The sequence below is a fragment of the Neorhizobium sp. 05N33 genome, from assembly GCF_056397445.1.
The window spans coordinates 175,161-187,001 of record NZ_JBFTNK010000004.1 but is presented as its reverse complement, the minus strand read 5'-3'; the positions used below and the strand labels follow the sequence as shown (position 1 = coordinate 187,001).

The 11,841-nt window shown below is 61.5% G+C and carries 8 protein-coding genes; 2 read left to right on the top strand and 6 right to left on the bottom strand.

Going from position 1 to position 11,841, the window contains the following annotated elements:
- Positions 1–173 precede the first annotated feature (173 nt).
- Together AC1DLT_RS13360 and AC1DLT_RS13355 are read left to right on the top strand one after the other, a co-directional pair.
- Positions 174–2,027: an ABC transporter ATP-binding protein gene (locus AC1DLT_RS13360; RefSeq protein WP_477487030.1), complete on the top strand. Its 1,854-nt coding sequence runs from the start codon at positions 174–176 to the stop codon at positions 2,025–2,027.
- A gap of 10 nt (positions 2,028–2,037) precedes the next feature.
- Entirely contained in the window at positions 2,038–3,936 is a 1,899-nt protein-coding gene (locus AC1DLT_RS13355; RefSeq protein WP_477487029.1) for an ABC transporter ATP-binding protein, read from the top strand.
- A gap of 137 nt (positions 3,937–4,073) precedes the next feature.
- On the opposite strand, the gene mmsB is transcribed toward AC1DLT_RS13355, so the two are convergent.
- The 6 genes from mmsB to araD1 form a co-directional block, all read right to left on the bottom strand.
- Entirely contained in the window at positions 4,074–5,264 is a 1,191-nt protein-coding gene (gene mmsB, locus AC1DLT_RS13350; RefSeq protein ID WP_038543709.1) for a multiple monosaccharide ABC transporter permease, read from the bottom strand.
- The gene (gene mmsA, locus AC1DLT_RS13345; protein ID WP_038543711.1) at positions 5,261–6,823 is read right to left on the bottom strand and encodes a multiple monosaccharide ABC transporter ATP-binding protein; all 1,563 of its coding nucleotides are present in this window, start codon (positions 6,821–6,823) and stop codon (positions 5,261–5,263) included. The genes mmsB and mmsA overlap by 4 nt, the downstream gene beginning before the upstream one ends.
- 57 nt (positions 6,824–6,880) lie before the next feature.
- Positions 6,881–7,912 carry a multiple monosaccharide ABC transporter substrate-binding protein gene (chvE, locus tag AC1DLT_RS13340; RefSeq protein WP_244446674.1) on the bottom strand — a complete coding sequence of 344 codons (1,032 nt, stop codon included), beginning with the start codon at positions 7,910–7,912 and terminating at the stop codon, positions 6,881–6,883.
- A 118-nt stretch (positions 7,913–8,030) separates the two neighbouring features.
- Positions 8,031–9,875 carry an IlvD/Edd family dehydratase gene (locus AC1DLT_RS13335; RefSeq protein ID WP_477487242.1) on the bottom strand — a complete coding sequence of 615 codons (1,845 nt, stop codon included), beginning with the start codon at positions 9,873–9,875 and terminating at the stop codon, positions 8,031–8,033.
- Positions 9,876–9,877: 2 nt separating this feature from the next.
- Positions 9,878–10,804 (bottom strand): Gfo/Idh/MocA family protein, encoded by a 927-nt coding sequence (locus AC1DLT_RS13330; protein WP_477487028.1) that lies wholly within the window; start codon positions 10,802–10,804, stop codon positions 9,878–9,880.
- A 7-nt stretch (positions 10,805–10,811) separates the two neighbouring features.
- A complete protein-coding gene (gene araD1, locus AC1DLT_RS13325; protein ID WP_477487241.1) occupies positions 10,812–11,804 on the bottom strand; it encodes an AraD1 family protein in 993 nt (330 codons plus the stop codon).
- Positions 11,805–11,841: the final 37 nt, after the last annotated feature.

Here is an 11,841-nt window from a genome sequence, read left to right as displayed (position 1 = left end):
AATTCAGGCGACACACAGGTCAAAAAATCATCACAAGGGCTCCGTTTTCGGTCCAAATCGGTTGACTGATCAGCGTCAGTATGCAGGCTAGATAAAGGTCCCGAATCTTCATCTCATAATGGCCGTCTTTCCGGATATTTTTCCGGCTCTGTAATTCATTTTGGAATAAACCCGTGAGCAGCGATGCAACAGTTCGCGTCGCGAAGCCGTCGGCTTCGTTGGCGCTGGTGAATGCGGCAGGTTGGGGCAAAGGCTTCTCCATATTGACCCGCATTACCGTCATGGCCTTCCGTCATCCGTGGCAATCGAGCTTCGCGATCGGCGCGACCCTGATCGCCTCCAGCTTCCAGCTAATGATCCCGCGGCTGCTCGGTCAGGCGGTGGACCACACGCAGGTGGCGCTGACCGGCGGCGATGCCGGCCAGGCGGCACAGGATGCGCTGTTGACGACAGCACTGCTCCTGCTCGGCGCCAGCGTGCTGCGCGGTATCTTTACTCTGTTCCAGAACTATTTCAGCGAGGCGGTCGGCCATCATATGGGCTACCGCCTCAGGCTCGCCTGTTACGAGAAGATCCAGCGGCTTTCCTTCAGTTTCCATGACAGCATGCATTCGGGCGACCTGATCACCGTCGGGCTTCTCGATCTCGAAGGCGTGCGCATGTATTTCTCGACCGCTCTGGTGCGCATGGTTCTGCTGACCGTGCTGATCGGTATCGGTGCCTATCTTCTGCTGTCGACCGACGTGGTGCTCGGCCTGCTGGCCCTGAGCTTCGTGCCCTTCGTCGGCTGGCGGTCGTCGGTGACCCAACTCCGGCTGCGCGCCACCTGGCTCGACCTCCAGGAACGGCTTTCGGTGCTGACCCGCCTGATGGAGGAAAACCTCGGCGGCATCCGCGTCGTGCGCGCCTTTGCCGCGCAGGATCACGAGCTCGACAAGTTCGAGGTGGCGTCGAAGAGCGCCGTATCCCTGGCACATCAGCGCGTCGGCATCCGCGTCGCCAATACCAGCGCCATGACGCTGTCCTTCTTCGCCTCCATGGGCCTGGTTCTCTGGGTCGGCGGCACCAAGGTGATGGCCGGCGAGATGACCGTCGGCACGCTCACCTCCTTCCTCACCTTCATGACCATCCTGCAGATGCCGGTTCGCCAGCTCGGCCTGATGGTCAACGCCTTTGCCCGCGCCTCCACCTGCGGCGCGCGCCTCTTCGAACTGCTCGACCTCGATATCGCCATCAAGGACGAGAAGGACGCCAAGGAGCTGAAGGTCACGGACGGCACGCTGCGGTTCGAGAATGTCGACTTCGCCTATCCTGGCGCTGAGAAACATCAGGTCCTGGCCAATGTGTCCTTCGAGGCGAAGCGCGGCGAGACGATCGGCATCGTCGGGCCGCCCGGCAGCGGCAAATCGACCATGGCGCACCTGATCCCGCGTTTCTACGATGTGACGGGCGGCAAGATCACCATCGACGGCCAGGACATCCACAGCGCCACGCTGCAATCGCTGCGCCGGTCGGTGGCCGTGGTCCAGCAGGACAGTTTCCTGTTCACGACGACGATCGAAAACAACATCGCCTATGGCGATCCGTGGGCCAAGGAAGGCCGCATCGAGCGCGCCAGCGAAAGCGCCCAGCTGCATAACTACGTGCTCGGCCTGCCGACCGGTTACGGCACGGTCGTCGGCGAACGCGGCGTTTCGCTGTCCGGCGGCCAACGCCAGCGCCTGTCGATCGCCCGCGCGCTGATGCTGCGCCCGGCGGTGATGGTGTTCGACGATTCGACGGCGGCAATCGATGCCGGCACCGAACAGCGCATCCGTACTGCAATGCGCAGATATGCAGCCGACCGGGTGACGATCATCGTCGCCCATCGCCTGAGCTCGCTGATGCATGCCGACCGGATCCTGTTCATGGAAGAAGGCCGCATCGTCGAAAGCGGAACGCATGACGAGCTGCTGGCGCTCGGCGGCCGCTACAAGGCGCTTTACGATCTGCAGGTACGTCCGGGCGACGACGCGCTCAGCGCCTGAGGGAGGATACATGGCCGAGGAACTGGAAACCGAACGCTCCGACGTTCGTGACGACGGCAGGCGCCCGCCCCGCGCGGTGGTCGGCTCGCATCGCATCGAAGAGGAAATCTTCGGCAAGGTCTTCGACAGCGACATCGTCAGGCGCATCTGGGGCTTCGTGCGGCCTTATCGCACCAAGATCTATTGGGCCGTGCTTGCGGTGCTGACCTTCACGGCGATGCAGCTCCTCATCCCGCTGATCATCCGTTACGCGATCGACCACGGCATGCAGGCGGGCAGCGACAGCCAGTCGATCTTGATCTGGTCGATGGTTGCCTTTCTTGTGGCGATCCTCATCAATTTCGCGGCCAGCTATGCGCAGGAAACGCTGGTCGGCGGTGTCGCCGAAGACGTGCTCTTCGATATCCGCAAGGCGATGTTCACGCATCTGCAGCGCGTCTCGCTCTCCTGGATGGACAAGACGGAGGTTGGCCGCCTGATGTCGCGCCTGCAAGGCGACGTCAATTCCATGCAGGAATTCCTCGAAACCTCGGTCCTCTCGGTCGGCGATATCACCCTTTTGTTCGGCATCGTGTTCGTCATGCTGACGCTCGATTTCAAGCTCGGCCTGCTGACGCTCTGCGCCCTGCCCGTCCTCTTCGTCGTCCGCCTGTTCTGGCTGCCACGGGCGCGAAAATCGTTCATGGCCGCGCATGAGACCAACTCGATCGCCAACGGCGCGCTTGCCGAAGCCATCCACGGCGTGCGCGCCGTCCAGAGCATGGACCGCCAGAGCGTCAACTTCACACTCTATGACGACAAGGCCCGCGCCAACCTCAACACTCATCTGAATGCGGCCAAATACGCCCAGGTCATGGTGCCGATCGTCGACTCGCTGACCGGCCTTGCGATGGCGCTGGTCGTCGTGGTCGGCGGCGCCCGCGTGCTCAACCAGGCGCTCGACGTCGGCGTCATGGTCGCCTTCCTGTTCTACATTCAGCGCTTCTTCGACCCGATCCGGTCGCTGACGCTGCAATATTCGGTTATGCAGCGCGCCATGGCATCCGGCCAGCGCCTGACCGAAGTGCTGGACGTGCCGGTCGATGTCCAGGATGCACCGAACGCCAAGGTCCTCACGTCGGACATGGACGGCTCGGTCGAATTCAAGGACGTGGTGTTCGGCTACAATCCCAAGCACCCTGTGCTGAAACATGTGAGCTTCAAGGTGAACCCAGGCGAAACGGTCGCGCTGGTCGGCCCGACGGGCTCGGGCAAGTCGAGCTGCATGTCGCTGATCCATCGTTTCTACGACGTGCAGAAGGGCCAGGTTCTGGTCGGCGGTCACGACGTGCGTGACCTGACCCAGGAATCGCTCGGCCGGCAGATCGCCATGGTATTGCAGGAGCCGTTCCTGTTCACCGGAACGGTGTTCGAGAACATCCGCTACCACAAGACGGACGCGACCCGCGAACAGGTGGTCGAGGCTGCCAAAGCGGTCGGCGCCCACGAGTTCATCATGCGCATGCCGGATGGTTACGAAAGCATCCTTGGCCAGCGCGGCGGCAATCTCTCGCTCGGCCAGCGCCAGCTTCTGAGCTTTGCCCGCGCGCTTGTGGCGGACGCGAAAATCCTGGTGCTCGACGAAGCGACCGCCAATATCGACAGCTATACCGAAATGCTGATCCAGAAGGCGCTGGTCAAGCTGCTCGAAGGCCGCACCGGCCTCGTCATCGCCCATCGCCTGGCAACCATCCGCGAGGCCGACCGCATCATCGTGCTGCAGAACGGCGAGCTGATCGAGAGCGGCAATCACCGCGAGCTGATGAAGAACAAGAAGCTCTATTCGAAGCTCTACAACCTCAACTACTCGTCCTTCGATGATATCCCCGAGGATGTGATCGAAGAGGCGGTGACCGAGCAGGCGACCTGAAGCCGGTTTCGACCCGTTCACCCCGTCGCGCCTGAAGCCGACGCGGTTAAACCGGGTCAACGCGAAAAAGCCCGGAGGCGTCTGACGCCTCCGGGCTTTCAAAGTTTCATCAGGCAATCTTGGAGGAAAGCGGCGCCTCAGCGCCGCTGGTTGTAGACGTCGACGCAGACGGCGCCGAGCAGAACCAGGCCCTTGATCACCTGCTGGTAGTCGATGCCGATGCCGAGGATCGACATGCCGTTGTTCATCACGCCCATGATGAAAGCACCGATGACAGCACCCGTCACCTTGCCGACGCCGCCATAGGCGGATGCGCCGCCGATGAAGCATGCGGCGATGACGTCGAGTTCGAAACCGATGCCTGCCTTTGGCTGCGCCGTGTTGAGACGGGCTGCGACGATGAGACCGCCCAGCGCCGCCAGAACGCCCATGTTGACAAATGTCCAGAAGGTCAGCCGCGTCGTCTTGATGCCCGAAAGTTCGGCGGCGCGGATATTGCCGCCGACGGCATAGATCTGCCGGCCGATGATCGTGCGGTTGGTCAGGAAGCCATAGGCCGCGATGAGCACCGCCATGATGATCAGCACATTCGGCATGCCGCGATGCGAGGAGATCAGGAAGGCGACATAACCGACGCCGGCGAAGATCAGCAGGTTCTTGGCGATGAAGAAGCCGAACGGCTCCGTCTCGACACCATGCGAAATGCGGCGCTTGCGGCTAGCAATATTCTGCACGATGAGGATCACTGCAAGAACGAGGCCGAGCAGGAGCGAAGTGATGTAGAGACCGCCGGCCGAAGAGATGAGCTCGACGATATAGCCGGACGACAGCTTCTGGAAGATTGGCGGGAACGGCCCGATCGAGCGCCCGTCGAGCACCGAAATCATCAGGCCCTTGAACACGAGCATGCCCGCAAGCGTCACGATGAAGGACGGGATCTTGAAATACGCGACCCAATATCCCTGAACGGCTCCGATCAACCCGCCGAGTGCCAGGCACAGGATCGTCGCGACGATGAAGTTGACATCATACTGAACCATCAGCACCGCGGCGACTGCCCCGATGAAGCCGGCCACCGAACCGACCGACAGGTCGATATGGCCGGTGACGATCACCATCAGCATGCCAAGCGCCATGATGACGATATAGCTGTTCTGCAGCACCACGTTGGTGATGTTGAGCGGCATCAGAAGAACGCCGCCGGTGGCGACCTGAAAGAAGATGACGATGACGACCAGCGAGATCAGCATGCCGAAATCGCGCAGGTTGTCCTTCAGAAAACCGGCCGCGCTCTGCGGCACCGCGATTGTTTCCTGGGGGGTGCTCATACTTCTCTCCCTTTGCGCCGCATGATGGCGCGCATGATATTTTCCTGCGTGGCCTCTTCGCCGGCGACTTCGCCGACGAACGCACCTTCGTGCATGACCACGATACGGTCGCAAATGCCGATCAGCTCAGGCATTTCCGACGAGATGACGATCACCGCCTTGCCCGCATTGGCGAGCTCGTTGATGATCGTATAGATTTCGTATTTCGCGCCGACATCGATGCCGCGCGTCGGTTCGTCGAGGATCAGCACGTCAGGCTCGGTGAACAGCCACTTCGACAATACCACTTTCTGCTGGTTGCCGCCCGAGAGCTTTCCGGTTTCCTGATAGACGTTATGGCTGCGGATGCGCATGCGGGTGCGGAATTCCTGAGCCACCTTCATCTCGGCGATGTCGTCGATCACCCCGCGCGAGGAAACCCCGCCGAGATGGGCGAGCGAGACGTTCTTGCGGATGTCCTCCGGCAGGATGAGGCCGAGCTGCTTGCGGTCTTCGGTGACATACGCAAGTTTGGCCTTGATCGCGCGATGCACGTTGGAAAGGTCCACTTCCTTGCCGTGCAGTTTTGCGGTGCCGGTGATGTCGCGGCCCCAGGAGCGGCCGAAAACGCTCATCGCGAACTCGGTGCGGCCTGCGCCCATCAAGCCCGAAATGCCGACGATCTCGCCAGCGCGGGCCTTCAGCGACACGTTCTTGACCACCTGACGATCCGAATGCAGCGGGTGGTAGACCGACCAGTTGTCGATCTCGAAAATCACCTCGCCTATCTTCGGCTCGCGCTTCGGATAGCGGCTTTCAAGGTCGCGATCGACCATGCGGCGGATGATCTCGTCTTCTTCGACGGGCCCGGCATGGCAATCGAGGGTGCCCACCGTACGGCCGTCGCGCAGCACCGTGATGCGGTCGGCGACGGCGGAGATTTCGTTGAGCTTGTGGGAAATCAGGATCGACGTGATGCCATGCGCACGAAACTCCTTCAGGAGTTCGAGGAGCGCAGCACTGTCCGTCTCGTTGAGCGACGCGGTCGGCTCGTCGAGAATGAGCAGCCGCACATCCTTCGAAAGCGCCTTGGCGATCTCGACGAGCTGCTGCTTGCCGACGCCGATATTGGTGATCAGCGTATCTGGCCGTTCGGTAAGGCCCACCTTCGCGAGTAGCGTCTTGGTGCGCTCATGCCGCTCGTGCCGCTCGATGACGCCGTAACGCGCCGGCGGATTGGTGAGGAAAATGTTCTCCGCGATCGACATCAGCGGAATGAGCGCCAGTTCCTGATGGATGATGATGATGCCGAGCTTCTCGGAACCGTTGATGTCGCGGAAGTGGCGTTCTTCACCCGCGAAAAGGATCGAACCTTCATAGGAGCCGTGCGGATACACACCCGACAGGACCTTCATCAGCGTCGACTTGCCGGCACCGTTTTCGCCGACGAGCGCATGGATCTCACCTTCCTTGACGGTGAAGCTGACATCGGAAAGCGCCTTGATGGCGCCAAAGCTCTTCGAAATGCCCCGCATTTCTAGAATGGGCGGCTTTTCGGGAAGAGAGACAGGATCGAGCATAATGACTCCGGATAACAGGACCGCGCGGCGGGGTTGCCGCCGCGCGGGTGGAAAGACTTACTTGATCTGCGATTCCTTGTAGTAACCGCTGTCGACCAGAACCTGTTTCCAGTTGGACTTGTCAACCACGACTGGCTTCAGCAGGTAGGAAGGAACGACCTTCTTGCCGTTATCATAGGTCTTGGTATCGTTCACGGTCGGCTCCTTGCCGCTCATGGCCGCATCAACCATATCGACAGTCACCTTGGCAAGATCACGAGTATCCTTGAAGATGGTGGAATACTGTTCGCCGGCAAGGATCGACTTGACCGAAGGCACTTCGGCATCCTGGCCGCTCACGAGCGGCATCGCCATGTTGCCGCTTCCGTAGCCGACGCCCTTCAGGGACGAAAGGATACCGATCGAGATGCCGTCATAAGGCGACAGGACTGCATCCAGCTTCTTGTTGGAATAGGTGGAGGAGAGGATCGCGTCCATACGGGCCTGGGCGGTTGCGCCATCCCAGCGAAGCGTTGCGACCTTGTCCATGCCGACCTGTCCGCTGCCGACCTTCAGCACGCCCTTGTCGATCAGCGGCTGCAGAACGCTCATCGCGCCGTTGTAGAAGAAGAAGGCGTTGTTGTCGTCCGGCGAGCCGCCGAAGAGCTCGATGTTGAACGGGCCCTTTTCGGTGTCTGCCTTGAGGCCCTTCACCAGCGAGGTAGCCTGCTGGACGCCGACCTGGAAGTTGTCGAACGTGGCGTAGTAGTCGACGTTGGCGCTGTTGCGGATCAGGCGGTCATAGGCGATGACCTTGATCTTCTTGTCGGCAGCCTGCTGCAGCACGTCGGTCAGCGTCGTGCCGTCGATCGAGGCAATCACCAGCACCTTGGCGCCCTTGGTGATCATGTTCTCGATCTGCGAGAGCTGGTTCGGGATATCGTCTTCAGCGTACTGAAGATCGGTCTTGTAACCGCGCTCTTTCAGAACCTTGACCATGTTGTCGCCGTCGGCGATCCAGCGGGCGGAAGACTTGGTCGGCATGGCGACGCCGACGAGGCCCTTTTCCTGGGCGCTGGCCGGAGCCGCGACGACCAGACCGGCCAACATGGCCGCTGTCGCGAGATATTTGAACATTCGCATGGATTACTCCTCCTTTGGAGCGGCTCCCTTCGAGCCGCCAATCTTGTTGAAGGGCGACCCCTCGCCGCCCTGAGAACCGAAACGGTCAGTGATTGTCGCGCGGAATGCCATTGGTCTGGGCAATCCGCTGGTATTTGACGGCCGGCTCCAGCACTGCGCCGGTTTCGAGCTGGCCGACATAGTGGCGCTGGATTTCCTGCCAGGGCGTCTGATGCTCCGGATAACGGTATCCCCCGTCGGCTTCCAAAGCTTTGCGGCGCTCTGCCATCTCCTCGTCGGAGATCAGAATGTCCGCGGTGCCGCGACCGACGTCGATGCGCACCCGATCGCCGGTCCGCAGGATCGCGAGACCACCACCGGCGGCGGCTTCCGGCGAAGCATTGAGGATCGACGGGCTGCCCGAGGTTCCCGACTGGCGGCCGTCGCCGATGCAGGCAAGCGACGAGATGCCCTGCTTCAGAAGATAATCCGGAGCGCGCATGTTGACGACTTCCGCCGCACCCGGATACCCGATCGGGCCGGCGCCGCGCATGAACAGGACCGTATGCGCGTCGATTTTGAGGGACGGATCGTCGATCCGGTGATGATAATCCTCCGGCCCGTCGAACACGACCGCCCTGCCTTCGAAGGCTTCCGGATCGTTCGGGTTGGAGAGATAACGCTGACGGAATTCCGGCGAGATGACGCTGGTCTTCATGATCGCCGAAGAGAACAGATTGCCGCGCAGCACCCGGAAACCGGCATGGGGCTTCAAAGGCTCGTCATAGCGGCGGATGACCTTCTCGTCCTCGATGATCGCGCCACGGCAGTTCTCGCCGATCGTCTTGCCGTTGACCGTCATGGCATCCTCATGGATGAGGCCCTGGGTCATCAGCTGGTTGACAACGGCCGGCACGCCACCTGCATGGTAATAGTCCTCGCCGAGATATTCGCCGGCCGGCTGCAGGTTGACGAGCAGCGGCACTTCCTCGCCATAGGTCTGCCAGTCGTCGACGGTGAGCTCCACGCCAATATGCCGGGCGAGCGCGTTCAGATGGATCGGCGCGTTGGTCGAACCGCCGATCGCCGAATTGACGCGAATGGCGTTGATGAAGGCTTCCTTGGTCAGGATTTCGGAAGGCTTCAGGTCTTCCTTGACCATCTCGACGATGCGAAGCCCGGTCAGATAGGAGACTTCCTGCCGGTCGCGATAAGGCGCCGGGATCGCGGCAGAGCCCGGAAGCTGCATGCCGAGCGCTTCGGCGAGCGAATTCATCGTCGTCGCCGTGCCCATCGTGTTGCAATAGCCGGTGGACGGCGCCGAGGAGGCAACGAGCTTCACGAAGCCCGCATAATCGATCTCGCCCTTGGCCAGCAGTTCGCGTGCCTTCCAGACGATGGTACCGGAGCCGGTGCGTTCACCGCGGAACCAGCCGTTCAGCATCGGGCCGACGGAGAGCGCGATCGCCGGAATGTTGACGGTTGCCGCCGCCATGAGACAGGCCGGCGTGGTCTTGTCGCAGCCGATCGTCAGCACGACGCCATCCAGCGGATAACCGTAAAGCACTTCCACGAGGCCAAGATAGGCAAGGTTGCGGTCAAGGCCGGCGGTCGGGCGCTTGCCCGTTTCCTGGATGGGATGGACCGGGAATTCGATGGCAATCCCGCCTGCTTCGCGAATACCCTCGCGCAGACGATGCGCCAGTTCCAGATGATGCCGATTGCACGGCGAAAGATCGGAACCCGTCTGGGCGATACCGATGATCGGCCGGTCGGACTGCAGTTCCGCCTGGCTGAGACCGAAATTCATGTAGCGCTCGAGATAGAGCGCCGTCATATCGACATTCGACGGGTTGTCGAACCACGCGCGGGAGCGGAGCTTTCTGGCCGCCTGGCGACCCTTGTCGGTTTCGGCGATCTCGTTCGAAGTTACGTTTTCCGAATTGGTCATCATCAGTCCTCAAATACGTCTGTTTCAATGCGCCGGCCCAGCATAAAGGCATCGGCGACATGCACCAGCGGCGAGAAATCGGCATCGCTGCGGCTTTCGGCCACCAGCGCGACGAAATCACGATAGAGATTGCGGTATTCACGGTCTTCTTCAACGATCGCGCTTTTGCCATCGACGAAAAGACGACTGCCGCCATGGGTCAGAACGATCGGACCCTCGTCGGTCTCCGCACGGATATCCCAGGTCTGCGGTCCGGTCTGGCGCCAGTCGAATTCAGCCGAAACCGGCACGCCGCCATCCGTTTCGAAAGACAGGCTTGCCGCAATCGGCGCCGCCCGGTTGGCCGGGAAGGTCAATTCGGAACGGGTGAGATGAAAGCTCTCCGGCAGGATGCGCGTGACGATCGACAACGCGTTGATGCCGGGGTCGAAGACGCCGAGGCCACCCGGCTCCCAGATCCAGGCCTGGCCCGGATGCCAGTGGCGGACATCTTCCTTCCATTCCACCGCAACGCTGCGAATCTTGCGTTTGGCAAGCAGCGCCCGTGCCGGCTCGACAGCGGCGGCCGCGCGCGAATGCCACGTCGAGAACAGCGAAACGCCCTTCGCCTTAGCGAGTTTTTCCAGCGCGTAGACCTCAGAAAGCGTCGCACCCGGCGGCTTTTCGAGCATCACATGCTTGCCGGCATCGAGTGCTGCCTTTGCCTGCTCGAAACGGCCCACGGGCGGCGTACAGAGAGAGACGGCATCGAACTCGACGTCCGAGGCGAGCAGGTCGCCGATTTCGTGGAAGCAGGCGATGTCATCGAGCTTGGCGTGACGGCTGGCGACGGCGACGAGCTCGATGCCGTCGGTCGCTTCGATCGCGCCGAGATGCTGATCCCTTGCGATCTTTCCAAGCCCGACAATGGCGACGCGGATGGGAGCCATGACCGCCTCAGAGCTTCTTGATCGTCACGGGCGCATCCACCGCGACGGTCAGCCGGTTGACGAGCGGCAGCTTGAAGGGAGCAGCGGAAATCTCGAAAACGTCGCCGGGCTCCGTCTTGATCCCTTCCGAGAACGACAGCGTCGCCGTGCCGAAGAAATGCACATGCAGATCGCCGGGCTGACGGAAGATGTCGTATTTGAAGTTATGATGTTCGAGGTTGGCGATCGTGTGCGACATGTTCGCCTCGCCGGACAGGAACGGCTTTTCGAAGATTACCTCGTCGCCGCGCCGCACGCGTGATGTGCCTTCCACGTGGTCCGGCAGGTCGCCGACCAGAAGTTCCGCGCCGAGGGCCGCCTGGCGCAGCTTCGAATGGGCGAGCCAGAGGTAGTTGCCCTTCTCCGTCACGTGGTCGGAAAATTCGTTGGCGAGACAGAAGCCCAGCCGGAAGGGCGTGCCGTCCGGGCCGATCAGATAGATGCCCGCCAGTTCCGGCTCCTCGCCGCCGTCGAGCGCGAAGGCCGGCGACACGAGATCGCTGCCGGTGGCGCGAAGCTGTGAGCCGTTGCCCTTATAGAACCATTCCGGCTGCACGCCGGCCTCGCCGGGTTTCGGCTTGCCGCCTTCGACGCCCATCAGGAACATGCGCATGGAGTCAGTCGGCTTTTCCGCCGACTGCGCCGCCTTGTGCATCTTGTCACGGCCATCAGCCGAGCCGAGATGGGTCAAACCGGTGCCGGCAACGATGAAATGCGCTGGGTCCGGATGGGTGATCGGCAGGCCAAGGCGACCCTCGCCCGCAGCCTTTTCGAGGTCGACGACATCGCCGAGACCGGCTGCGTCGATACGCTGAGCCAAGGTCTGGCCGGCGGCAATCGCCTGGGAGGCGAGGTCATAGGTTGACGAAACGCCGTTGACCGCACGGGCAGCACCTTCGCCATCCCACGCGACGACAATAGACGCACCAGCGCCATTCACGACCTGAAGAACCCGCAACATCGATTTCATCACCCAAATGCTTCCAATATCAACATGG

What these genes read in the sequence shown, in the direction of transcription:
- AC1DLT_RS13355 (WP_477487029.1), top strand. Translation starts at nt 2,038, where the DNA reads ATGGCCGAGGAACTGGAAACCGAACGCTCCGACGTTCGTGACGACGGC.
- mmsB (WP_038543709.1), bottom strand. Translation starts at nt 5,264, where the DNA reads ATGAGCACCCCCCAGGAAACAATCGCGGTGCCGCAGAGCGCGGCCGGT.
- mmsA (WP_038543711.1), bottom strand. Translation starts at nt 6,823, where the DNA reads ATGCTCGATCCTGTCTCTCTTCCCGAAAAGCCGCCCATTCTAGAAATG.
- chvE (WP_244446674.1), bottom strand. Translation starts at nt 7,912, where the DNA reads ATGTTGGCCGGTCTGGTCGTCGCGGCTCCGGCCAGCGCCCAGGAAAAG.
- AC1DLT_RS13335 (WP_477487242.1), bottom strand. Translation starts at nt 9,875, where the DNA reads ATGACCAATTCGGAAAACGTAACTTCGAACGAGATCGCCGAAACCGAC.
- AC1DLT_RS13330 (WP_477487028.1), bottom strand. Translation starts at nt 10,804, where the DNA reads ATGGCTCCCATCCGCGTCGCCATTGTCGGGCTTGGAAAGATCGCAAGG.
- araD1 (WP_477487241.1), bottom strand. Translation starts at nt 11,804, where the DNA reads ATGTTGCGGGTTCTTCAGGTCGTGAATGGCGCTGGTGCGTCTATTGTC.